General features: G+C 69.5%; 18 protein-coding genes and 3 pseudogenes. 6 read left to right on the top strand and 15 right to left on the bottom strand.

Annotation, left to right across the window (positions count from 1 at the left end):
* Nucleotides 1–158: 158 nt before the first annotated feature.
* The 6 genes from ACYQ8Q_RS33830 to urtA form a co-directional block, all read right to left on the bottom strand.
* Nucleotides 159–800 carry a superoxide dismutase gene (locus ACYQ8Q_RS33830; RefSeq protein ID WP_460070416.1) on the bottom strand — a complete coding sequence of 214 codons (642 nt, stop codon included), beginning with the start codon at nt 798–800 and terminating at the stop codon, nt 159–161.
* 505 nt (nt 801–1,305) lie between these two features.
* Nucleotides 1,306–1,998 carry an urea ABC transporter ATP-binding subunit UrtE gene (gene urtE, locus ACYQ8Q_RS33825; protein ID WP_460073606.1) on the bottom strand — a complete coding sequence of 231 codons (693 nt, stop codon included), beginning with the start codon at nt 1,996–1,998 and terminating at the stop codon, nt 1,306–1,308.
* 8 nt (nt 1,999–2,006) lie between these two features.
* Nucleotides 2,007–2,789, bottom strand: a complete 783-nt coding sequence (gene urtD, locus ACYQ8Q_RS33820) for an urea ABC transporter ATP-binding protein UrtD (protein ID WP_460070415.1) — start codon at nt 2,787–2,789, stop codon at nt 2,007–2,009.
* On the bottom strand, nt 2,786–3,910 hold the full coding sequence (gene urtC, locus ACYQ8Q_RS33815) for an urea ABC transporter permease subunit UrtC (RefSeq protein WP_460070414.1): 1,125 nt from the start codon (nt 3,908–3,910) through the stop codon (nt 2,786–2,788). The genes urtD and urtC overlap by 4 nt, the downstream gene beginning before the upstream one ends.
* Nucleotides 3,907–4,794: an urea ABC transporter permease subunit UrtB gene (urtB, locus tag ACYQ8Q_RS33810; RefSeq protein WP_460070413.1), complete on the bottom strand. Its 888-nt coding sequence runs from the start codon at nt 4,792–4,794 to the stop codon at nt 3,907–3,909. Before urtB ends, urtC begins: the two co-directional genes overlap by 4 nt.
* Nucleotides 4,795–4,881: 87 nt before the next feature.
* The gene (urtA, locus tag ACYQ8Q_RS33805; protein WP_460070412.1) at nt 4,882–6,135 is read right to left on the bottom strand and encodes an urea ABC transporter substrate-binding protein; all 1,254 of its coding nucleotides are present in this window, start codon (nt 6,133–6,135) and stop codon (nt 4,882–4,884) included.
* Nucleotides 6,136–6,532: 397 nt separating this feature from the next.
* Between urtA and ACYQ8Q_RS33800 the strand changes: the two genes are divergently transcribed.
* Entirely contained in the window at nt 6,533–7,015 is a 483-nt protein-coding gene (locus tag ACYQ8Q_RS33800) for a MarR family winged helix-turn-helix transcriptional regulator (protein ID WP_460070411.1), read from the top strand.
* Here the strand turns inward: ACYQ8Q_RS33800 and ACYQ8Q_RS33795 are convergent.
* Together ACYQ8Q_RS33795 and ACYQ8Q_RS33790 are read right to left on the bottom strand one after the other, a co-directional pair.
* The gene (locus ACYQ8Q_RS33795; RefSeq protein WP_460070410.1) at nt 6,972–8,090 is read right to left on the bottom strand and encodes a substrate-binding domain-containing protein; all 1,119 of its coding nucleotides are present in this window, start codon (nt 8,088–8,090) and stop codon (nt 6,972–6,974) included. The genes ACYQ8Q_RS33800 and ACYQ8Q_RS33795 overlap by 44 nt on opposite strands.
* Nucleotides 8,091–8,319: 229 nt before the next feature.
* Nucleotides 8,320–8,758: pseudogene (locus tag ACYQ8Q_RS33790) on the bottom strand (cobaltochelatase subunit CobN); the annotation flags it as partial.
* Here ACYQ8Q_RS33790 and cobJ point away from each other — a divergent pair.
* A pseudogene (cobJ, locus tag ACYQ8Q_RS33785) lies at nt 8,755–9,869 on the top strand (precorrin-3B C(17)-methyltransferase); the annotation flags it as partial. The pseudogenes ACYQ8Q_RS33790 and cobJ overlap by 4 nt on opposite strands.
* Nucleotides 9,870–9,880: 11 nt before the next feature.
* On the opposite strand, the gene nicT reads toward cobJ, so the two are convergent.
* Together nicT and ACYQ8Q_RS33775 are read right to left on the bottom strand one after the other, a co-directional pair.
* The gene (gene nicT, locus ACYQ8Q_RS33780) at nt 9,881–11,044 is read right to left on the bottom strand and encodes a Nickel transporter NicT (RefSeq protein ID WP_460073605.1); all 1,164 of its coding nucleotides are present in this window, start codon (nt 11,042–11,044) and stop codon (nt 9,881–9,883) included.
* A 35-nt stretch (nt 11,045–11,079) separates the two neighbouring features.
* Nucleotides 11,080–11,850, bottom strand: a complete 771-nt coding sequence (locus ACYQ8Q_RS33775; protein WP_460070409.1) for a cobalt-precorrin-6A reductase — start codon at nt 11,848–11,850, stop codon at nt 11,080–11,082.
* A gap of 18 nt (nt 11,851–11,868) precedes the next feature.
* On the opposite strand from ACYQ8Q_RS33775, the gene ACYQ8Q_RS33770 reads away from it, so the two are divergent.
* Together ACYQ8Q_RS33770 and ACYQ8Q_RS33765 are read left to right on the top strand one after the other, a co-directional pair.
* Entirely contained in the window at nt 11,869–13,005 is a 1,137-nt protein-coding gene (locus ACYQ8Q_RS33770; RefSeq protein ID WP_460070408.1) for a cobalt-precorrin-5B (C(1))-methyltransferase, read from the top strand.
* Between the two features lie 240 nt (nt 13,006–13,245).
* Nucleotides 13,246–13,395 (top strand): annotated as a pseudogene (locus ACYQ8Q_RS33765) (ABC transporter ATP-binding protein); the annotation flags it as partial.
* An 829-nt stretch (nt 13,396–14,224) separates the two neighbouring features.
* Here the strand turns inward: ACYQ8Q_RS33765 and ACYQ8Q_RS33760 are convergent.
* Genes ACYQ8Q_RS33760 through ACYQ8Q_RS33750 form a run of 3 tightly spaced genes read right to left on the bottom strand, consistent with a single transcriptional unit; the run spans nt 14,225 to nt 16,854 of the window.
* Nucleotides 14,225–14,755, bottom strand: a complete 531-nt coding sequence (locus tag ACYQ8Q_RS33760; protein ID WP_460070407.1) for a cupin domain-containing protein — start codon at nt 14,753–14,755, stop codon at nt 14,225–14,227.
* A 45-nt stretch (nt 14,756–14,800) separates the two neighbouring features.
* Nucleotides 14,801–15,853 carry a phosphotransferase family protein gene (locus ACYQ8Q_RS33755; RefSeq protein ID WP_460070406.1) on the bottom strand — a complete coding sequence of 351 codons (1,053 nt, stop codon included), beginning with the start codon at nt 15,851–15,853 and terminating at the stop codon, nt 14,801–14,803.
* Nucleotides 15,853–16,854 carry a C-terminal binding protein gene (locus ACYQ8Q_RS33750; protein WP_460070405.1) on the bottom strand — a complete coding sequence of 334 codons (1,002 nt, stop codon included), beginning with the start codon at nt 16,852–16,854 and terminating at the stop codon, nt 15,853–15,855. The genes ACYQ8Q_RS33755 and ACYQ8Q_RS33750 overlap by 1 nt, the downstream gene beginning before the upstream one ends.
* 742 nt (nt 16,855–17,596) lie before the next feature.
* On the opposite strand from ACYQ8Q_RS33750, the gene ACYQ8Q_RS33745 reads away from it, so the two are divergent.
* Nucleotides 17,597–18,865: an MFS transporter gene (locus tag ACYQ8Q_RS33745; RefSeq protein ID WP_460070404.1), complete on the top strand. Its 1,269-nt coding sequence runs from the start codon at nt 17,597–17,599 to the stop codon at nt 18,863–18,865.
* A gap of 92 nt (nt 18,866–18,957) precedes the next feature.
* On the opposite strand, the gene ACYQ8Q_RS33740 is transcribed toward ACYQ8Q_RS33745, so the two are convergent.
* On the bottom strand, nt 18,958–19,782 hold the full coding sequence (locus ACYQ8Q_RS33740; RefSeq protein WP_460070403.1) for a fumarylacetoacetate hydrolase family protein: 825 nt from the start codon (nt 19,780–19,782) through the stop codon (nt 18,958–18,960).
* A gap of 140 nt (nt 19,783–19,922) precedes the next feature.
* Between ACYQ8Q_RS33740 and ACYQ8Q_RS33735 the strand changes: the two genes are divergently transcribed.
* Nucleotides 19,923–20,972, top strand: a complete 1,050-nt coding sequence (locus tag ACYQ8Q_RS33735) for a LacI family DNA-binding transcriptional regulator (protein WP_460070402.1) — start codon at nt 19,923–19,925, stop codon at nt 20,970–20,972.
* A gap of 66 nt (nt 20,973–21,038) precedes the next feature.
* Here ACYQ8Q_RS33735 and ACYQ8Q_RS33730 read toward each other — a convergent pair whose 3' ends face one another.
* Nucleotides 21,039–21,614 (bottom strand): NADPH-dependent FMN reductase, encoded by a 576-nt coding sequence (locus tag ACYQ8Q_RS33730; protein WP_460070401.1) that lies wholly within the window; start codon nt 21,612–21,614, stop codon nt 21,039–21,041.
* Nucleotides 21,615–21,910 lie beyond the last annotated feature (296 nt).

Below are 21,910 nucleotides of genomic sequence, written 5' to 3'. Positions count from 1 at the left end.
GTCAGGGAGCCGCCAACAGGGCACTCGGCCGTGAGCTGACTCAACGAAAGGGCTCCCGCAGGTCACGTCCCTGCGGGAGCCCTTCGTTGTGCCGCCTGCCGGTGAAGGTTGAGAAGACGATCACGAGCAGGACGTCTGTGCCGACGCGGTTTACCGCGTCACGGGGCGAGCAGCAGGCTGTCGCCGCGCTCCTTGGCGGCGGCGTAGCGCCTGGCCACGTCCTGCCAGTTGACGACCGCCCACATGGCGTCGATGAAGTCGACCTTCTGGTTCCTGTACTGCAGGTAGAAGGCGTGCTCCCAGGCGTCGAAGACGAGGATCGGGGTGGAGCCCTGGCCGACGTTGCCCTGGTGGTCGTAGACCTGCTCGACGATCAGGTGCCCGCTGAGCGGCTCGTAGGCGAGGACGCCCCAGCCCGAGCCCTGGGTGGTGGCCGACGCCTTCGTGAGCTGCGCCTTGAAGCCCGCGAAGGAGCCGAAGGACTCGGTGATCGCGTCCGCCAGGTCGCCGACACCGTCGGCGGCCAGGGGCTCGCCGCCGCCCTCGCCGGTCATGTTGTGCCAGTAGATCGAGTGCAGGATGTGCCCGGAGAGGTGGAAGGCCAGGTTCTTCTCCAGGCCGTTGATCGAGCCCCACGACTCCTTGTCCCGCGCCTCCGCGAGCTGCTCCAGCGTGTCGTTCGCGCCCTTCACGTACGCCGCGTGGTGCTTGTCGTGGTGCAGCTCGATGATCTCCGGGCTGATCACCGGGGCGAGCGCCGAGTAGTCGTACGGGAGCTCCGGGAGCGTGTAAACCGCCATGTCCAACGTCCTCCGACATAATTGCCACTCATGTGCAACTGCACGCTAGCAGCAAGAGAGGCGCGCTGCCGATCAGGCGTTGGTCCCAGGACCGTGTGCCGGGTCATGGCGGGCGCGGGATGCGGCGCTCCGAGAGCGGTGGGGAGGTGAGCGGGGCGGCGCGGGGGACGCGGGGCGGCATGGCGGCGCTTCCCGAGCCCCGTGCCCTGTTGCAGCGGCACGGGCTGCGCTGCACGCCGGGGCGGCTGCAGATCGTCGCGTTGTTCGCCGTTTCGGCGCGTCATCTCTCGGTCGCGGAGGCATGGCAGGAGCTGAGCCGGAGTGGGCCGCCCGTGCGGCTGACCGGGTTACCGCCGGATGCTTCGGGGCGCTGCTGGTGTACGGCCGATGCGCCCGGTGCGGCAGCACCTGAGCGTGCTCCGCCGCCGTGCACGCCGAACAGCCGAACGTGCCCTCGTCCGACCTGCCTGTCAGTCGGTCGAGGGCACGCTTCAACAGCTGGGGCTCACACGCTGAGCGCCGCCCGTACGGTCTGCTCAGCGTCGGTTCCGCCCTCGCCCGAGGACGTCACCCGCCCGGCCTCCAGTACGTAGTAGTGCTGGGCGGCGCGCATGGCGAACCCGACGTGCTGTTCGACGAGGAGGACGGAGAGGCCGCCGCGTCGGGTGAGGGCGAGGATCGTCTCCTCGATCTCGGCGACGACCGACGGCTGGATGCCCTCCGTCGGCTCGTCGAGCAGGAGGAGCCTGGGGCGGGTGATCAGCGCGCGGGCGATGGCGAGTTGCTGGCGCTGGCCGCCGGAGAGCAGGCCGGCGCGGCGGCCGGACAGTTCGCGCAGGACCGGGAAGAGGTCCAGCGCCTCGGCGACGGCCTCCTTGCCGTCGGGGCGGCCGTCGGCGACGAGTTGGAGGTTCTCGGCGGTGGTGAGGTGCGGGAAGGACTGCTGGCCCTGGGGGACGTACGCCATCCCGCGGGCGACCCGCTGGTGCGGGGCGAGGTGGGTGATGTCCTCGCCGTCCAGCCGGACGGTGCCGCTCTTGGCCTTGATCAGGCCCATGGCGGCACGCAACAGCGTGCTCTTGCCGGCGCCGTTGTGGCCGAGGACGGTGGCGACACCGTCCTTCGGGACCGCGACCGTGACGCCGTGCAGGACCGTGGTGCGGTCGTAGCCGGCCTGGACGGAGCTGATCTCCAGCATCATCCGATTCACGCCTCCTCGGCGACGGCCACGGGCGTGGCGGGAGCGGGCTCGGGTTCCGCGGCGCGGCCGAGGTAGACCTCCTGGACCTTGGCGTCGGCCTGGACCTCGGCGACCGTGCCCTCACTGAGGACCCTGCCGGCGTGCAGGACGCTGACGCTGCGGGCGAAGGAGCGCATGAAGTCCATGTCGTGCTCGATGACGACGACCGTCCGCTCCGCGCTGATCCGTTGGAGCAACTCGCCGGTGGCCTCGCGTTCGTCGTGGCTCATTCCGGCGACCGGCTCGTCGAGCAGCAGCAGCTTGACGTCCTGGACGAGCAGCATGCCGATCTCCAGCCACTGCTTCTGCCCGTGGGCGAGGACGCCGGCGGGGCGGTCGCGCAGGTCGGTCAGTCCGGTGGTCTCCAGGGCCTTCGCGACCGGCTCGGGGATGTCCTTGCGGCGGCGGAGCATGGTCCACACGCCCCGTCCGGCGCCTGCCGCGATGTCGAGGTTCTGCAGGACGGTCAGTTCCTCGAAGACGGTGGCCGTCTGGAACGTACGCCCGATCCCCATGCGGGCGATCTTCTGAACCGGCCTGCCCAGCAGGTCCTGGTCGCCGAAGCGCACCGAGCCCGTCGCCTTCACCAGGCCGGTGACGGCGTCGACCAGGGTGGTCTTGCCGGCGCCGTTGGGGCCGATGAGGAAGCGCAGGTCGCCGGGGTGGATGTCCAGGTCGACGCCGTCGACGGCCGTGAAGCCGTCGAAGGTGACCCGCAGGTCGCGGACGGTCAGTCCCTCGCCGCTCATGCCGTCTCTCCCGTCGTACGAGTTGCGGTAGCGGTACGGCGCCTGCGCAGGACGACGCCCAGGGAGGCCAGGCCGCCGGGCAGGAAGCCGACAGCGACCACGAACAGCAGGCCCTGGAGGTAGGTCCACGCGGCCGGGAAGGCGTCGGAGAGCGTGCTCTGCGCCCAGGCCACGGCGAGCGCGCCGAGCACCGCGCCCACCAGCGAGGCCCGGCCGCCGACGGCCGCCCCGATGACGAAGCCGATGGACGGCACGATCCCGATCAGCGCCGGGGAGATGATCCCGACCGCCGGGACGAACAGCGCCCCCGCGAGGCCCGCCATGCCGGCCGCGAGGACGTACGCGACGAGCTTGACGTTGGCCGGGTCGTAGCCGAGGAAGCGCACCCGCTCCTCGGAGTCCCGTACGGCGACGAGGAGTTCGCCGTACCGGCTGACGAACAGCTGGCGGGCGCCGATCATCAGGAGCAGCAGGACAGCGGCGATGATGAAGTAGACCATCCGCTGGTTGACGGGGTCGTCGAGGGAGTAGCCGAAGAAGCCCTGGATGTCGGTGAGGCCGTTGGTGCCGCCGGTGGTGGCCTGCTGGCCGACCAGCCAGATCGACAGGGCGGCGGCCAGCGCCTGGCTCAGGATCGCGAAGTAGGCGCCCTTCACCCGGCGGCGGAAGACGAAGAAGCCGAGAACAGCCGCGACCGCCATCGGCAGCAGCACGGTCATGGCGAGCGCGAACGCCGGGTTCGCGAACGGCTTCCACCACCAGGGCAGGGCGTCGCCGGTGCCGTAGAGCTGCATGAAGTCGGGGAGGGTCTCCCCGGTGGCGGCGGCGTCGGTGAGCTTGAGGTGCATGGCCATGGCGTAGCCGCCGAGGCCGAAGAAGACGCCCTGGCCGAGCACCATGAGCCCGCCGCGGCCCCAGGCGAGGCTGACGCCGACGGCGACGATCGCGTAACACAGGTACTTGGCGAGGAGGTTGAGGCGGAAGTCGGAGAGGACGACCGGTGCGACGCCGAGCAGGAGGACGGCGCCGAGGACGAACCCGGCGGGGACGCGGAGCCGTTGCAGCGGGGACGGGGACGGCGGGGTCACCACGGCGGGGGCGGAGGTGGTCGTTGTCGTCATGCCAGGCTCCGGGTGCGCAGTGTGTACAGGCCCTGGGGTCGCCACTGGAGGAAGGCGACGATCGCCACGAGCACGATGACCTTGGCGACGCTGACCGTCGTCGAGTATTCGAGGACGGACTGGAGCACGCCGAGCGCGAAGGCGGTGATCACGCTGCCCTTGAGCTGTCCGATGCCGCCCACGACGACGACCAGGAAGGCGTCGACGATGTAGTTGGTGCCCATCGTCGGGCCGATCGGGCCGACCAGGGTGAGGGCGACACCGGCCACGCCCGCGAGACCCGAGCCGATGAAGAAGGTCAGGCGGTCGACCCGGCCGGTGGCGATGCCGGACACCTCGGCGAGGTCGCGGTTCTGCACGACGGCCCGGATGCGGCGGCCGAGTGGTGTGAGCTTCAGGATGAGGGTGAGGGCGAGGACGCTCAACAGGGCGAGGCCGAGGATGAACAGGCGGTTGTTGGCGAAGGTGATGCCGCCGCCCAGGGAGATGTTGCCGGTGAGGATGTCGGGCGCGGCGGTCTGCACGTTGGGGGCGCCGAAGGTGTCGCGGGCGAGCTGCTGGAGCATCAGCGAGACGCCCCAGGTCACGAGCAGCGTGTCCAGCGGGCGTGTGTAGAGGCGGCGGATGAGCAGCCATTCCAGCAGGGCGCCCATGGCTCCGGCGACCAGGAAGGCGACGGGCAGGGCGACGAGCAGCGAGACGCCCGCGCTGCTGATGGACTTCTGCAGCACGTACGTGGTGTAGGCGCCGGCCATGATGAACTCGCCGTGCGCCATGTTGATCACACCCATCTGGCCGAAGGTCAGGGTCAGACCGAGGGCGATGAGCAGCAGGACGGCACCGATGCTGATGCCGGTGAAGGACTGGTTGAGGATGACCGTCATGAAGCGGCTCCGGGTCGGGGACGGGAGTGCGGGCGCGGGACGGGACCCGGCCTGTGGCAGGCCGGGTCCGTACACGGGCGGTTCGGCTCAGGAGAGGCCGGAGGCCCAGGAGTAACCCTTGAGGTACGGGTCCGGCTTGATCGCCTTGCCCGAGTTCCACACCTCGGTGATCAGACCGTCGGAGCCGACCTTGCCGATCCGGGCGGTCTTGTAGACGTGCTGGGTGGCGCCGTCCACGGTGACCTTGCCCTCGGGGGCGTCGAACGTGATGCCGTCGGAGGCGGCCTTCACCTTCGCCACGTCGAAGGAGCCGGCCTTCTCGACCATCGCCTTCCACAGGTAGACGGAGATGTAGGCGGCCTCCATCGGGTCGGAGGTCGGCTTGTCCTTGCCGTACGCCGCCTGGTACGCGGCCACGAACTTCGTGTTGGCCGCGCCCGGGGTGGTCTCGTAGTAGTTCCAGGCCGTCAGCTGGCCGTCCAGGTACTGGGTGCCGATGCTCTTGACCTCCTCCTCGGCGATGGAGACGGAGAGCACCGGCAGGCTCTTCGCGGTCAGGCCCGCGGACTTGTACTCCTTGAAGAAGGCCACGTTGGAGTCGCCGTTGAGGGTGTTGAACACGGCGTCCGCGCCGGCGTCCTTGACCTTGTTGGTGATGGTGCCGAACTCCGTGGAACCGAGCGGGGCGTAGTCCTCGCCGACGACCTCCATGCCGTTGGCCTTCGCGTACGCCTTGATGATCTTGTTGGCGGTGCGCGGGAAGACGTAGTCGCTGCCGACCAGGTAGAGCTTGGTCAGGCCCTGCTTCTTGAGATAGTCCAGGGCGGGCACGATCTGCTGGTTGGTGGTGGCGCCGATGTAGAAGATGTACGGCGACTGCTCCAGGCCCTCGTACTGCACGGGGTAGAACAGCAGCGACTTGTAGCGCTCGAAGACCGGCTTGACGGCCTTGCGGCTGGCCGAGGTCCAGCAGCCGAAGGTGGCCACGACCTTGTCGTCCTTGATGAGGGTCTCCGCCTTCTCGGCGAAGGTGGGCCAGTCGGAGGCGCCGTCCTGGCTGACGGCCTTGAGCTTCTTGCCCAGCACGCCACCGGCGGCGTTGATCTCCTTCACCGCGAGCAACAGTGCGTTGTGGACGGTGACTTCACTGATCGCCATGGTGCCCGAGAGCGAGTTCAGCAGACCGACCTTGACCGTGTCGCCGGACGTGTCGGCCTTGGCGCCGGAGCCGGTGGACGTGCTGTCGCCCGTCTTGGCGCCGCATGCGCTGAGGGCGGCGGACGCGCCGGCGGCCGATATACCGGCCAGAAGACCGCGTCTGCTGATGCTGAGCCCGGACATGCACAACCTCCTTGCCCCGAAGGGCGATACGAAGAGAGCGGAAAGACTCGGGGAGGGAATGAGGGGAAGGCGCTTCAGAGGCGGCGGCGTCGACGCACGGGTGCTTCCCAGCCGTTCCGGGGTGGCCTCCGGGCTGGTCGCTGAAGTGCGACCACAGCCTGCGGGGAAACTGTTTCAACCGCGTTGCGGAGCAATTGAAGAACAGTTTCCAGCGAAAGTAACGCGGCCGGTAAAACCGAAGAAGCCGCTGCTGAATAGGCCCGGTTGAGGGCATCACAGCAACGGCGATCAATGCTTCCTGCGGAAAGGATCAGTTTTTCTGATTCCTCTTGTCAAGGGCCCGGCGATCAGCGGTAGGCTCAGGCACCGGTCGGCGAGCACGAGTGGGAGAAGCGCGATGGCGAGACGGCCCCAGGAACTGCTCTACCTGCTCACACGGGCCGAACGTCTCGCCGTGCGCCGAGTGCAGGCCGTCCTGGACGAGTTCGACTGCTCCGTGGAGGCGTGGCGGGTGCTCGACCTGCTCTCCGACGGGCAGGGCCACAACATGACGGCCCTCGCCGACCACGCCTTCCTGCCGGCTCCGAGCCTCACCAAACTGATGGACCAACTCGTCGACCAGAACCTGGTCTACCGCCGTGTCGACCCGGCCGACCGGCGCCGCGTCCTGGCCCACCTGACCCCTCGGGGCAAGCAGCGGTGGCAGCTGCTGGCGCGTGAAGTGCGGGCTGACTGGGCGGACTTGGAGTCTCTGCCTGCGGGCGAGGAGCTGGACGACCTGCTCACACAGCTGGCCGGGGCCCTGGAAGGACCGCTCACGACCGGCCCGGCCCGTGTCACAGCAGGTCGTGCGGGGAAGGCAGTTGGGCGAGCACGTTGAAGTCGAGCCCGTCCGCCTCCGCCAGGTAGATGCGCTGGCGGACATGCCGGTCATGCAGGTGGAGCAGGCCGCGCGGGCCCTCGTAGGAGACGGTCTCGGCGGCGGCCGAGATCGCTGAGACGTCCAGGGTGCGGGCCCGCTCGATGAGCGAGGCCAGCAGCAGCACCCCCTCGTAGCACGACTCGCCGAGACTGCCGGGGGCCGGCGCCTCGAAGCCGAAGCGGCCGGCGTACCGACCATGGAAGTCCAGGGTGTCCTGATTGGCCAGCGAGGCGAAGAAACCGGCCGTGCTGAACAGGTCGCCGGTCGTCTCCGGGCCACTGGCCATCAGCATGTTCTCGTCCATCAGCGTGCTCAGCCGAAGACACCTCTGGTCGAGGCCGGAAGCGGCGAAGGCCCGGTTGAAGCGGACCGCGTCACTGCCGACCAGCAACATCAGCACACCGTCCGCGTCCGCGTGCTCGATACGCCGCAACACATCGGCGAAGTCCTCGGTACCCAGCGGCAGGTACGCCTCGCCGCAGACCCGTCCACCCCGCAGCGCGCGGGCGTAGCGGCGGGCGGCCCGGGCCGTGCGCCGGGGCCAGACGTAGTTGTTGCCGACGACGAACCACCTGCGCACCCCCCGCGTCTCGGCGAGCAGCCGCATGGCGGGCAGCAGCTGCCAGTCCGGCGTCTCACTGGTCATGAAGACACCGTCCGTGCGCTCCCCGCCTTCATAGAGGGCGGTGTACACGTAGGGCACCCGGTGCGCGATGCGCGGCGCCACCGCCTGCCGGACCGAGGAGATGTGCCAGCCGGTCACCCCGTGCACCGCGCCGGTCGCCACCAGGGCCTCGACCTCCTCGGCGACCTTCCGCGGGTCGGCCCCTCCATCGACCTCCAACAACCGCAGCTCCTTGCCGAGCACGCCGCCGCCCTTGTTGATCTCCTCGGCGGCCAGCCGCGCGCACGCCTCACAGGCGGGACCGAAGATCCCGGCAGGCCCCTGTATCGGGTACACGAGCGCGACGTTCAGGGTCGAATCGTCGGCCGTGAACCACTCGGGGGTGTGAAGGTGGAGCGGCCGGCGCATGTCCACATGATTGCCCGCCAGCGATCAGCACCCAAGCACCGGCCGATATCGCAACCGATTCGTAGGCATGAGGAGTTGGGCGCGGCCCGGAAGGGGGCGCGGGGCGGCATCCGAGGACGGACGTGTCAGACAAGATGGCCCCGCGCCCGAGTGACAGTCTCGGGCACGGCCCACCCTTTCTGCAAGTCTTCTGCTATTGCAATATGCATGCAATAGTGCGGGGAGAGCCTCACTCACTGCCCTCCAGGTCACCCTCGGTCTCCACGTACATCTGCCGCAGTTCCTGCAGCACCGCCGGGTCCGGCTTCTCCCACATCCCGCGCGACTCCGCCTCCAGCAGCCGCTCGGCGATGCCTTGCAGAGCCCAGGGGTTCGGGGGCGGTGCCGCGCAGGGCGCGGACGGTGGCGACCATGCCGCCGTGGTACTGGAAGTAGTCGTCGGAGTCGGCGGCCGGGCGGCCGTCGAGTTCGCGGCCGTAGGCGTAGCCGCCCCAGACCGTGTAGGCCTCGATACGGGTGGTGGCGCGGCGCTCGTCGCCGTGGGCGGCCAGGTCGGCCTGGACGTGGGCCCGTACGTGGTTGGCCTCCGCCGGTTCGTCGAGGGACGCGGCCAGGCGTACGGCGTCGTCCACGAGACCGATCGTGTGCGGGAAGGCGTCGCGGAAGAAACGGACGCTCGATCGCCCGCTCCATCGCGGCAAAGCACATCCGCGCCGACCACGTCGAGGAACCGCTGGTCTACCCGGTCACGACGGAGACCACCGACCACCCTGCCCGAGGAGGAGCTGACCGCCCGGCTCGCGTCGACGGACGCGGCCGTGGTGATGAAGCTGGGGCGCACCTTCACCAAGGTGCGGCAGGCGCTGGAGAGTTCGGGGCGGCTGGGCGAGGCCCGGTACGTCGAGCGGGCCTCCATGAGCGGCGAGCGCCTCGCCGAACTGGCCGACGTGGAGCCGGAGTCGGTGCCGTACTTCTCGGTCGCCGTCCTGCCGAGCCAGGTGGACGCCGAGTCTCCGGCGCGGGAGCGCGGGGAGGTCGTCGTGGTCGGCACCGGGCCTGCCGGACCGCTGTGGCTGACGCCCGAGACACGCGGCGCGCTCGCCGCCGCCGACGACCTCGTCGGCTGCACCACCTACCTGGACCGCGTGCCGGTCCGCAACGGCCGGCAGGGACACGGATCCGACAACCGGGTCGAGGCCGAACGCGCCGAGTTCGCTCTCCAGCTCGCCCAGCGGGGGCGCCGGGTGGCGGTCGTGTCCGACGGAGACCCAGGAGTCTTCGCGATGGCCACGGCCGTCCGTCCTGGAGGCCGCCGCACAGAAGCAGTACGGGAATGTGCCGGTGCGGGTGCTGCCGGGCGTGACCGCGGCCAACGCGGCTGCCGCACGGGTGGGCGCCCCGCTGGGGCACCACTACGCGACGACCTCCCTCTCCGACCGGCTCAAGCCCTGGGAGGTGATCGCCGAGCGACTGCGCGCCGCGGCCTCGGCGGACCTGGTGCCGGCCCTGTACAACCCGGGCTCGCGCAGCCGCACATGGCAGGTGGGCAAGGCCCGCGACCTGCTGCTGGAACACCGGGCGCCGGGCACTCCGGTCGTGGTCGCCCAAGATGTCGGCGGCCGTGGTGAGGAGGTGCGCAGCGTGCGGCTGGCCGACCTCGATCCGGCCGAGGTCGACATGCGCACGATCCTGCTGGTCGGCTCCTCCCAGACGCGGCTCGTACGGCGGGGCGACGGCGAGGAGGTCGTCTGGACGCCTCGCCGCTACCCGGACGCGTGAGGCCGGGGCGGCTACTCGGCTCCCTGTTCGGCGGGGGTGGGCCCCTGTGCCAGCCCCGCCGTCCACTTCTCCTCGATCCGGCCGACCTTCCACACCAGCAGGGCGAGAGCCCAGGTCGCGAAGAACAGGCCGACGATGACGTAGCCGATGATGTTCAGGTCCAGGCCGGACACCCAGTCCCAGAAGACACCGTGCAGGCCTGCCTTCTCCGCGACCAGGCCCAGCAGCTCGACCGTGCCGATGATGAGCGCGACGGCCACCGACAGGCCGGTGATGGTGAGGTTGTAGTAGACCTTGCGGACCGGCTTGGAGAAGGCCCAGCCGTAGGCGAAGTTCATGAACGAGCCGTCGATCGTGTCCAGCAGCGACATGCCGGCCGCGAAGAGGATCGGCAGGCACAGGATCGCGTACCAGGGCAGACCGGAGGCCGCGCCCGAACCCGCCAGGACCAGCAGCGCGATCTCGGTCGCCGTGTCGAAGCCGAGACCGAACAGGACACCGAGCGGGTACATCTGCCAGGGCCTGGTGATCGACTTCATGACCTTGCCGAGGATGCGGTTCATGAAGCCGCGGTTGTTGAGCTGCTCCTCCAGCGCGGCCTCGTCGAAGTGGCCGGAGCGCATCTGCCGGAACACCTTCCAGATCCCCACCATGATCACCAGGTTGATGATCGCGATGACGTAGAGGAAGGTCCCGGAGACGGTGGTGCCGATCCAGCCGGTGACGCTGTGCAGGGTGGAGTCGTCGTTCTCGACCGGTCCGGCCAGTGCCTTGACGCCGAGGGAGAGCAGGAAGGCGAGGGCGAAGACGATCGTGGAGTGGCCGAGGGAGAACCAGAAGCCGACCGACATCGGGCGCTGGCCCTCGTGCATCAGCTTGCGGGTGGTGTTGTCGATGGCGGCGATGTGGTCGGCGTCGAAGGCGTGCCGCATGCCGAGGGTGTAGGCGGTCACTCCGATGCCGATGCCGAAGGTCTTGGTGCCCAGGCTGTAGTGCTCCGGGGCGACGATCGCGACCAGCGTGAACCAGCCGATGACGTGCAGCGCCAGGATGAAGGCGGCCATCCCGCCGACACTCGCCCATTCCTTGCTGGTCATCGATGTACGTATGCGGTGCCATCTCGGCGATTGATTGTTCTCAGCCACACCCTTGAGGTTGCTGCAACAAGGTTGCAGGTAAAAGCCATATGCGGCAAAGTCCCGGCCAGGTTTCAGCCGGTACTCGGCAAAACATGCTGGTCGCACGCGGTTCTGAGCCATCGCGGCGCCTGCTCCGATCCGGTCGCGACCTGCACACCCTCGGGGACCGGCGGCCCGCGCACCACGACCACGGGCAGCCCGGCCTCGCGAGCGGCGGTCAGCTTCGGGGCGGTGGCCGCTCCCCCGCTGTCCTTGGTGACGACGACGTCGATCCGGTGGCGGCGCAGCAGCTCGCGCTCCCCGTCGAGCGTGAAGGGCCCGCGGTCGAGCAGCACCTCCCTGCGGGACGGGGTCGACGCCTCGGGCGCGTCGACGGACCGTACGAGGAACCACAGGTCCTCCAGGGCGGCGAAAGCCGCCAGCCCCATGCGCCCGGTGGTGAGGAACACCCGTCGGCCGAGCGCGGGCAGAGTTGCGGCGGCGTGCTCCAGCGAGTCGGCCTCGTGCCAGTCGTCCCCCTCCGCCGGGACCCAGCCGGGGCGTCGCAGGGCGAGCAGGGGAACATGGGCGGTGGCGGCGGCCCGTGCCGCGTTGAAGCTGATGGCCCCGGCGAAAGGGTGCGTGGCGTCGATGAGCGCGTCCACCTCGTGTTCGCGCAGCCACGCGGCCAGCCCCTCGGCGCCGCCGAAGCCGCCGACGCGCACCTCGCCGGGCGGCAGCCGGGGCGCTGCCACCCGCCCGGCCGGCGAGGTCGTCACCCGCAGCCCGGGCGGAGCGTCGCCCGCCAGGAGTTCGGCGAGACGGCGGGCCTCGGTGGTGCCGCCCAGGATCAGCACGTGCACGAGAGTTCGGTTCCCTTCATGAATGAGCCCACGGGCGCTCGCGGCGCCCAGCTGAGACACACCGGCCTGCGCCCCGGCTGGACCACCGGCGCCTGCGCGACCGCGGCGACGACGGCCGCGTACACCGCGCTGCTCACCGGAGAGTTTCCCGACCCGGTGACGGTCACGCTGCCCAGGGGACAGACGCCGTCGTTCGCCCTGGCGGCGGAGGAGCTGACGGACGGGACCGCCATGGCCGGGATCGTGAAGGACGCCGGCGACGACCCGGACGTCACCCATGGCGCGCTGGTAAGGGCGAGAGTGCGACGGCTGCCCGCAGGGACCGGAGTCGTCTTCAGGGCGGGTCCCGGCGTGGGCACGATCACCCGGCCCGGCCTTCCCCTGCCCGTCGGCGAACCGGCCGTCAACCCGGTGCCCCGCCAGATGATGCGCGACCACGTCGCCCGGGTCGCCGCCGCGTACGGCGGCAGCGGTGACGTGGAGATCACCGTCTGCGTCGACCACGGGGAGGAGATCGCCCGCTCCACCTGGAACCCGCGCCTCGGCATCCTGGGCGGGCTGTCCATCCTGGGCACGACGGGGATCGTGGTGCCGTACTCGTGCTCGGCGTGGATCGACTCCATCCGGCGCGGCGTCGACGTGGCACGGGCGGCCGGGCGGACACATGTGGCGGGCTGCACCGGCTCGACCTCGGAGAAGACGGTGGTCGCCGCGTACGGCCTCCCCGAGGACGCCCTGCTCGACATGGGCGACTTCGCGGGCGCGGTCCTGAAGTACGTCCGCCGCCACCCCGTCGACCGGCTCACGATCTGCGGAGGCTTCGCCAAACTGTCGAAGCTGGCCGCCGGCCACCTGGACCTGCACTCCGCCCGCTCCCAGGTCGACAAGGGCCTCCTCGCCGAACTGGCCCGGCGCGGCGGCGCGGACGAGGTCCTGGTCACCGAGGTCGCGGGGGCCAACACGGGTCTGGCCGCCCTCCAGGCGTGCGCGGCGGCGGGGGTCCCGCTCGGCGACCTGGTGGCGGTCGCCGCCCGTGACGAGGCCCTGGCCGTGCTGCGGGGTGCGCCCGTCGCGGTCGACGTGATCTGCATCGACCGGGCGGGGGCGATCGTGGGCCGCAGTGCGGTGGCCGGACCTCCGGTCAGCCGGTCCTGAACCACGGTTCCGGTCGCTTCCGGCGCTCCCGGGTGACCTTCGGCGGCGTCAAAGGCACCGTTCCCGCCCGGTCGGGCGCACTTCCCCTGGCAGGCGCCGGACACGTGAACCATGGTGGTGAGCCGAGCCGGTCGGCGTCCAGGGCGACAGCCCGCCGGATCGTCCGCCCGGCCGTCGGCTCAGCAGACATGCCGCTCCCGCTCCGGCGAGTACAGGTGGCTGTCGCGGAACTGCTCCGCGATCGACGGCCGACCCGCACACCGCTGGCGCCACCGCGCCGCCTTCGGCGTCGTCTTCCAGCAACCCCGACTCTCCGCCGACCCCCGGTTACGGCTGGCCGACCTGATCGCCGAACCCCTGCGCGCCACCGGCCGCCGCGAGAAGATACGCACCGCTGGTGCGACCGCACGGTCCACTGGGGGTCGCAGGAGAGCGCGGATCAGCCTTGCCCCCGGTCAGCACGTCCCCTCGGCGGGAGCCGGCCGTGAACCGCCCGCGGCGCGAAGTCGAGGAGAGGGATCGGGAGACCCCGCACCCCGACTTCGGCCGGCTGATCCGGGACAAGGCCGCCTTCGGTCGTCGCCATGGCGTCACCGACGCGCACCGCGCTTCTCAACGCCGCCGTCCGAAGCCGGGGCATGGCTCGAGTTCGCCGACACGCATCACGCACATCACCTAAACCAGCAGGTCAGGCACCCTTTGCCGCAGGCTCAAGGATCGCCACGCACTCCACGTGATGCGTCATCGGAAACATGAGCAACAAAAACATGTGAAAGGGAGCTGCAGCTCAGGGGCCCCATTCACAAATCGGACACGATGTCGATGTGCATGACGCGCCGGAGTGGGCGCTACGCGCGAAAGGATGACCCTTGCTCTCTACCCGCAGCGCAAGGCGAGGCCGTCGGAGTGGACGAGCCTTCGCGCAGGGCGGGGCTCGCAGCCCAGACCGACGGCGAAGGTCTCGCAGCGGGCAGGTACCGCTGGCAAGCGGTGCCCCGTGCGTGCGGTGTGACGCCGTGGAACACCTGGCACCACCGCCGTGCTCAGCACTGCTGCCCTGCGGCGAGGCGCTGAAGGAGTTGCCGGCTCCGGCAGTCGGTCAAGAAGCCTCCTGCAACGAGATCAAGTCGCCCACTCTGACCCGTCCCTGTTTCCAGAACGTCCAGGTACACGCCGAGGCAACGGCCGCTCGGTCGAAGACCGGACATCCGGTGGCCGGTCAGCCGTCGCAAGCGGCGCCGATGAGGACGAAGGCCATGGTGACCGGTCTGTCACTGCGGTTGCGCCACGCGTGCCGGGTGCCGTTCTGGATCACGATGTCACCAGCCGACAGGTGGGTGCACTGGCCGTCGTCGAGTTCGAGGACGATCTCGCCCTGGAGCACGAGCCCGTAGTCGACCGTCGGCGTCGTGTGCATACCGTCGGGCTCCATGAGGTCGGCGATGCCGGGCGAGTCGGCCCGCTGCTCCTGGTCGAAGGCGACGGGATCGAACGACGGGTCGGCCATGGCGGTGTCCGGCGGGAAGGTCAATACGATGAACCGGGTGCCGCCAGGCGCCGGGAGCATGCTCGTGATCTTCGGTGTGGGGTCCTCGCCTGTCCGGCTGACCGGTTCACCGGCCTCGGTGGCCCAAGGCAGACGGGACACCCAGCCCGGAAGGCTGGTGAACTCACGGCTGCGGGGGATCGGGCCGTCACTGGTGACGACCGACCTGCCATTCGCGTCGTGGCCGGTGACGACCCTGCGCATGTGTCTCTCCTTGGTCGGGCCTGGGGAACGGTCGAATCTGCTGGATCAGTCGGGCCGGCCTCCGATGGGCCCGGTGGGGGGTTCGAGCGCGGTGGTCCAGGCATCCAGGAAGTCCGCCACTGCTTGGGCGGGCGCCCGGAGGAGCGCCGAAGCCACGGTGCGGACGAAGACCCGTTGCCGGTCGTCCGTGAGGTACTCCACCGGGGACTTGCCGTCCACGCGCGCGAGCAGCAGGGCCGGCAGGAGCGAGGCGGCTCGTGACTCGAGGGCGCTCAGGGGTTCCCAGTCGACACACCTGGCGTATTCCTCGGCCAGTACGCGGGCGGAGCGCAGCAGGTCGGCGCGCCGCCCTTGTACCACCAGGCTCTTGAGGAGCAGGTGGTTGACGCAGAAGGCGAGGTCGAAGGCCGGGTCTCCGTACCAGGCGCACTCGGCGTCCAGCAGCACGGGTCCCGACGGGCCGACGAGGATGTTCTTGGGGCTGACGTCGCCGTGGACCAGGGCCAGATGTGTGGTGGCGGTGCGGTCGGCAAGTCGTTGGAGGACATCGCTCAGTTCGGGGTGCGCTGCGGCGGTCGCCAGCAGGTACGGCTCGATACGCAGCGCGTGGAAGTTGTCGTCGGTGGCGAATGCCGTGGCGAGGCCGGCGTCGCCCGCGCTCTTCGCGTGCAGGGTGCCGAGCAGCTCTCCGACGGCCGCCGCGGTCTCCGGCCGCACTTCTCCGGCCAGCAACTGGGCCTTCCACATGGGGTAGTGCTCGGGCGGTAGGTACGCCATCGCGAAGAGGCCGGCTTCGGGGTCGTGGGCCAGCAGTTCGGGCACGCTGTCGGGCCGGTATCGGGAGGCGAACCGCATCCACGCCCATTCGTAGGCGTTGCGCGACACCGGTGCCTGCCAGTCGGCCGCGACCTTGAGCCGGGCCAGGGCACGTTTGACACAGAGGGAGCGTCCGGGCAGGTCCACCCGCCACAGGTCGGAGGAGACGCCGCCGGCCAGCGGCGTCCAGCGGGCGGTTTCACCGGAGCGGGCGAGCTTGTGCGCGATCAGGAAATCTGTCAGCGCCGAGTCCGGATCAGGGTGCGCGGAGTCGGCGCTCATCACTGTTCCCCCGGCTCGGCCGTCAGACCGCGGGGGCTGTTGCAGGCGTGAGCGGGCGCCTGGCCCGCGAGAACGCGTACGACCTCTTCGGCGGCGCGGCGGCGCAGTTCCGTGACCGAGGCGTCGGAGGAGAAGGCGACGTGCGGGGTGAGCAGTGCGCCCGGTTGCTGGAGCAGTCCGGCCGGAACGTGCGGTTCGCTCTCCAGCACGTCGAAGGCGGCCCCGTCCAGTTGCCCGCTGTCCAGTGCCTTGACGACCGCGTCGGTGTCGACGAGACCTCCCCGGCTGACGTTGACCAGCAGGCCGCCCGGCTTCATCCGGGCCAGCTGCTCGGGGCCGATGATGTGGTGGGTGTCGGGTGTGAGCGGCACATGGAGAATCACGACGTCACTGCGGCGCAGTAGCTCCTCCAGGCCCACCAGCTCCACTCCAGGGGCGGTCTTGGGCGGGTGCGGGTCGTGCGCGAGGATCCGGCAGCCGAACGCGCCGAGCTTGCGCGCGGTGGCGCGCCCGATGCGCCCGTATCCGACGACGCCGCAGGTCAAGGTGGACAGGCGGCGCAGTCTGGCACTCGCGGGGTTCCAGCGGCCGCCCCGGACGTCCCGGTCGAACACGGCCAGGCCGCGTGTCCAGGCCAGCACCATGCCCACCGCATGGTCGGAGACCTCCTCGACGCAGTAGTCCGGCACGTTGGTGACCCACACACCTCGTTCGCTTGCGGCGTCCACGGCGATGTTGTCGAGACCGACGCCGAGTCTGGCGACGATCCTCAGGCCCGGCGACGTCTGGACGGCGGTGGTGGAGACGGGCGCCCAGCAGGTAAGGATGCCGCCGGGGCGGTGTTCGGCGACCAGGTCCTCGATCACCTCGGCGGAGGCCGGTTCGGCGGGACCGGTCACGAGGGTGTGGCCGGCCGCCTCGATGACCGAGCGCTCGACGGAGTCGTCGGGCCAGGCGTAGTCGGTGAGCAGCACGGTGCCAGGGCGGCTCGGTGGATTCATGGCAGGTCGTCCTCGCAGATTCGTGCGGGTGACGCGGACGGTCGGGCGTCCCGCCCGGTCGCATCCGGTCAGCAGGGTTGATCGTCGCCCGAAAGGCGGCCGACGGCATCGTCCGATGAGGCCGACGGGCGCCGCGGGCGAGGTGGAGAGGTCACGGGGGTCGGTTCGATTGCCGACGCTCGCCGGCTTGTGGTCGGCGAAGGCGTCGCGGTACGCCCCTGGAACGGGTCACGAACACGCAGGGGCATGTCGAATCACTCTGTCACAGCCACGCGATGCTAACGATAGCACTCACCGTCTTCGAAGCGTCAAGAGTGGCGTGTACAGACTGATCGTCGGCCCCTGCGGGGGGAGCTCGGCGGGAGTCGCGGAACCCCGTCAGTACCGGAAACACGAGGGCAATCGAAGAAATCCGGTGTTCACGTCTTGACGCACCGCGGACTTCCCCTCATGGTTTCTGCCATCGCCGACCCGATGTCCGGCACATGTCCGCACAAGGTCGAGCCGTCGAAGACTCCACAGCCACGGATGTCCCCGACAGGCGATCACCGGCTGAATTCCGTATGCGGCGTCCGACCGCGCGTCAGCCCCGTCGCCCCATTCCGCCGCCTGAGGCGCATCGACGCCTCCGGCCGGACCAAGTCCGTGTTCAGCTCACCGCTTCTCGTCGTCGCCGTACGGCGCCGTGCCCGCGATGAATCCGCCGCGGCCTGCCGCGGCCGATCCCTCCTTTGGAGCCGCAATGACTCACGCAGCCCAAGTCGACACCAATTCCGTGCCCACCGACGGCACCCAAGAAAGCAACCGCGCGCCCATGTCCCGGGTCATGATCGCAGTGGGCTTCCTGCTGGTCGTCCTCTCCTACATGGTCAACGCGATGGACCGCCAGGTCTTCCCCCCGCTCCTGCCCAACATCCGTCAGGACTACGGGTTCTCGCTGGAGCAGGGCGGACTGCTGGCGACGAACTTCACGCTCGGGATGGCCCTGGCCGGCCTGCCCGCGGGCTACCTTCTGGACCGCTTCCGACGCAAGACAGTGCTGCTGGTCAGCATCGTGATCTACTCCCTGGGCACGATGGCCACTCCTCTGGCGACCGGCCTCGCCGACATGACGGTGTACAGGGTCGTCTCCGGCTTCGGCGAGGGCATGCAGTCCGCGGCCATCTTCGCCGCGATCGGCGCCTTCTTCGCCCACCGCCGGGGCCTTGCCTTCGGCGTCATCGGGGTGGGCTACTCCGTCGGTGTCTTCATCGCCCCGCTCATCGGTGTGCGGCTCATGAGCACCCACGGCACATGGCACGCACCGTTCTACCTGTTCGGTGCGGCCGGGCTGCTGATCGCGGCCGCCTCCCTGTTCCTCGTCAGGACCGGTCTGACCGAGCACCGCGTCGAGAAGACCCTCTCGACCGGGACCTACGAGTACATGCCGACCTCCGCCTACAACCGCAACACCATCGCGCTGGCGGTCCACTCGGTCGTCAGCGGAGTGGCCATCTACGGGTTCCTCGGCCTCTACCCCACCTACCTCATCACCTCGCTGCACTACACCTCCGAGCAGGCGGCGCTGGCGATGAGCCTGCTCGGCTTCGGCGGCATGACGGCCGTTCTCGGCGGCTGGCTCGGCGACCGGGTCAACCAGCGGAACCTACTGATCGGGAGCCTGCTCGCGGTGTCCGTCCTCGCCGTGTGCATCTACGAGACGCATGTCGGTGTCGGTGCGCAGTGCGCGTTCGCCTTCCTCATGGGCGCCTTCGGGCTGGGCTTCATCTATCCCAACAGCAACAGCGCGATGCAGCGGGCCGTCCGCCCTGAGCAGATCGGCCGCGCCTCCGGTCTCTTCGTCACCAGTTACTACGGGACGGCGGCCTTCTCGGGCCTGCTCTTCGCCGCCCTGGTGGACTCCTTCGGCTGGAGCCGGGCCGGGTTGCTGCAGGTGACGGTCCTGCCGCTGGTGGGCGTCGCTGCCCTGACCTTCGTCCGTCCCACGCAGTTCAACAACGCGGTCCGTTAGCCGGCCGCCCACCGCTCGCACACCCGGGGGCCCGACACCGCTTGACGGTGTCGGGCCCCCGGAACGTATGGCCTTCGAGTGAACGACCCAGGTCAGCGGCTCTCGGCCACGACCGGGTTCCGCAGGACGCCGATGCCCTCGATCTCGACCTCGACCTCGTCCCCGGGACGGATCGGCCCGACCCCGGACGGAGTGCCGGTCATGATCGCGTCTCCGGGCAGCAGCGTCAGATGGCGGCTGAGGTAGCTGACGATGTCAGGGACGGCCAGCAGCAGGTCGGCCGTGCTCGCCGACTGCACGACGGTGCCGTTCACCCGGGTCGTCAGGGAGAGCCTGGCGGGGTCGAGCCCGGTGGCGATGACAGGGCCGAGAGGCGCGAACGTGTCCTGGCCCTTCCCTATCAGCAGCGTCCCGTATTTGCTTTCCTTGCGCTGGACGACGCGATCGCTGACGTCATTTCCACACGTGTAGCCGAGGATGTACTCATGGGCCTCGGAAGGCTTCACATGACGGGCTTCCTTTCCGATGACGACAACCAACTCGCCCTCGAAATGAATCATTTCACCATCAGCCGGATAGACGATGGCATCCCCCGGCCCGACAACCGCCGTGCTCGGCTTCATGAAGCACACGGGAACGTCCGGAATCTCGCGGTCGGTCTCGTCGACGTGCGCGGCGTAGTTGTAGGCGAATCCGAAGATCCGGGGTCGGTCAAGAGGCGGAAGCACAGTAACGTCACCGACTTGGTCGACGTGTCCCGTGGGCGCCAGCCCGGTATATGGATCACCTTCGAATCGCGCGATCCTGGAGTCGCCCACTTCGAGTTCTCCGTAGTGACGCACGCCGTCGACGGCGTATCTGACGATCCGCACGGACACCTCCGCAACTGGGCAGCCACGGATGGCTGCACGGCTCATCCAACAATGCTAACGTTAGCACATTCAGAATGATCGATTGAGGGACGCCACCCGTCCGACCACGGAGCGCGACGATGCGCGCTATCGTTGGCATACCGAAAGCGACAGCATGGGACCAGTGAACCGAGGAGGCCCCTTACGTGGTCACGACCAGGGACATCGCCGAACGCCTCGGGGTCTCCGTCTCGACGGTCGGCCGGGCCCTCTCCGACGACGCGCGGATCAGCGACGAGACCAAGTTCCGGGTTCGGCAAGCCGCTACGGAGATGGGGTACGTCGGCAACCACGCGGCGCGTATGATGCGGGGCGCCTCCAGCAACGTGGTCGCGCTGGTGATCCCGGACATCCGCAACAGTTTCTACTCGACCATCGCGCACGAGCTGTCCAAGAACATGGAGGCCGAGGGCTTCCAGCTGATGCTCTCGGAGACCGATGACGACCGGATGGTGGAGCTGCGCCATCTGCGGGAGCTGTCCGCGAACCGTGTGGCCGGCGTCATCATCGTGCCCACCGCACGCCCTCACCACGAGTCCGTGAAACTGCTGCGCGCCCTGCCGCACCTGCAACTGCTGCGCCGCCACCCCTCGCTCGGCTCCCAGTGGTTCGGCGTGGACGACCACGAGGCGCTGCGCCGGGCCACGGCCCACCTGGTGGCCTTGGGCCACACCGACATCGCCTACCTGGGCGGGCCCGAGGAACTGCCGACAGGCGCCGACCGTCTGCGCGGCTTCCGCACCGCCCTGCGGGAGGGCGGACTTCCGGACCATGCCGGGCGCACGGAGCTGGGGCCACCCTCTTCCGTGGACCACGGGCACCGGGCGGTGCGTCGGCTGCTGCGCGGACCCGATGCACCCACCGCGCTCGTCCTGGGATCGATCCAGCTCACCCTGGGGGTCCTGAAGGAGTTGTCCGAGCAGGGCGTGAAGGTGCCCGGCGAACTGTCCGTGGTCGGGTTCGGGGACGAACCCGGCTTCTCCTGGTGGGGCCCCGGACTCACCACGATCGGCATGCCGATCCAGGAGATGGCCACCGGCTGCGCGCTGTGGCTGATGCGTCGGCTCAAGACCAAGGCGGGCAACGACGGCCCGTACACGTCGGTCTCCCCCGGATCCCTGATCCTGCGCGGCAGCACGGCGCCTCCCGACGGCAGGGCCCCGTCCGAGACCACTCGGGCCACGGCCATCGACTGACTCCCGTGCATGACGAAGGCGCCCGGAGTGCATCGCTCCGGGCGCCTTCGTCATGTCGGATCCGACTCAGTACGTCCCGCCGCGCAACCCACGCATGACACGCGACGTACGCGCCAGCTCGTCGAGCACCTGCTCGGCCGCGGCCTCGTGGATCTTGCCGGGCCGGAAACCGCGGTCCTCGACGAGTTCGCTGACGAACGGAATGCTCACCGTCGGACCGATCGGCAGCATCCTGAGATTCGCCACGACCTGCTTGCCCATCTGTGCCGCCCGCGTACCCGCCGACACTCCTCCGTAGCTGACGAACGCGGCCGGCTTGTGCCGCCACTCAACGACCAGGTAGTCCCAGGCGTTCTTCAACGGGGCGGGGAAGCTCCCGTTGTACTCCGGGGTGACGAACACGAAGGCGTCCGACGCGTCGACGATGCGGCTCCAGGCGCGGGTGTGGCTCTTGGTGTACTGCCGCAGCGCGGGCGGATGCGGCTCGTCGAAGAAGGGCAGCGCGAGTTCCTGGAGGTCAACGGTGTGCGACTCGAACCGCTCGTCCTCTGCGGCTCTGGCGGTGAACCAGTCCGCAACGGACCTGCCCACACGTCCCGGACGTGTGCTGGCCACAACGGTGGTGAGGGTCATGGGTGCCATGGAGGGCTCGGGTTCCATGTCGGGCTCGCTTTCCTGAAGGCCGTGATCCGGTCCGGCGGACCCGCGCACCTGTGCTGTCCTTCCATCCAGGAAGAGCGGGTCCGCCGGGGTACCGGCCGGGATACCATCCGGCCGTGCGAACGATAGCATTAGACGGCGCCGCTCTCGACCGTGGAGCGCATGCCAAATCCCGGGCACCCTCTCGCCACCAGACTCTTGACACCATCGGAGCAGCCTCGCACGATTGCGCTATCGTTAGCATTCATGGAGAGGGCAGCTGCCCATGGCGCCCTTCG

Source organism: Streptomyces sp. YKOK-I1, assembly GCF_054660435.1.
Note: the sequence above shows the minus strand (reverse complement) of the source record. Positions and strands in the feature narration are given on the sequence as shown.

Bases quoted from the DNA above. Each gene is read 5' to 3' on its own strand.
- ACYQ8Q_RS33760 (WP_460070407.1), bottom strand. From the start codon at position 14,755: ATGCGCAGGGTCGTCACCGGCCACGACGCGAATGGCAGGTCGGTCGTC.
- ACYQ8Q_RS33745 (WP_460070404.1), top strand. From the start codon at position 17,597: ATGACTCACGCAGCCCAAGTCGACACCAATTCCGTGCCCACCGACGGC.
- urtC (WP_460070414.1), bottom strand. From the start codon at position 3,910: ATGACGACAACGACCACCTCCGCCCCCGCCGTGGTGACCCCGCCGTCC.
- ACYQ8Q_RS33730 (WP_460070401.1), bottom strand. From the start codon at position 21,614: ATGGCACCCATGACCCTCACCACCGTTGTGGCCAGCACACGTCCGGGA.
- urtD (WP_460070415.1), bottom strand. From the start codon at position 2,789: ATGAGCGGCGAGGGACTGACCGTCCGCGACCTGCGGGTCACCTTCGAC.
- ACYQ8Q_RS33830 (WP_460070416.1), bottom strand. From the start codon at position 800: ATGGCGGTTTACACGCTCCCGGAGCTCCCGTACGACTACTCGGCGCTC.
- urtB (WP_460070413.1), bottom strand. From the start codon at position 4,794: ATGACGGTCATCCTCAACCAGTCCTTCACCGGCATCAGCATCGGTGCC.
- ACYQ8Q_RS33770 (WP_460070408.1), top strand. From the start codon at position 11,869: ATGAATGAGCCCACGGGCGCTCGCGGCGCCCAGCTGAGACACACCGGC.
- urtE (WP_460073606.1), bottom strand. From the start codon at position 1,998: ATGCTGGAGATCAGCTCCGTCCAGGCCGGCTACGACCGCACCACGGTC.
- urtA (WP_460070412.1), bottom strand. From the start codon at position 6,135: ATGTCCGGGCTCAGCATCAGCAGACGCGGTCTTCTGGCCGGTATATCG.
- ACYQ8Q_RS33750 (WP_460070405.1), bottom strand. From the start codon at position 16,854: ATGAATCCACCGAGCCGCCCTGGCACCGTGCTGCTCACCGACTACGCC.
- ACYQ8Q_RS33800 (WP_460070411.1), top strand. From the start codon at position 6,533: ATGGCGAGACGGCCCCAGGAACTGCTCTACCTGCTCACACGGGCCGAA.
- ACYQ8Q_RS33755 (WP_460070406.1), bottom strand. From the start codon at position 15,853: ATGAGCGCCGACTCCGCGCACCCTGATCCGGACTCGGCGCTGACAGAT.
- ACYQ8Q_RS33795 (WP_460070410.1), bottom strand. From the start codon at position 8,090: ATGCGCCGGCCGCTCCACCTTCACACCCCCGAGTGGTTCACGGCCGAC.
- ACYQ8Q_RS33740 (WP_460070403.1), bottom strand. From the start codon at position 19,782: ATGAGCCGTGCAGCCATCCGTGGCTGCCCAGTTGCGGAGGTGTCCGTG.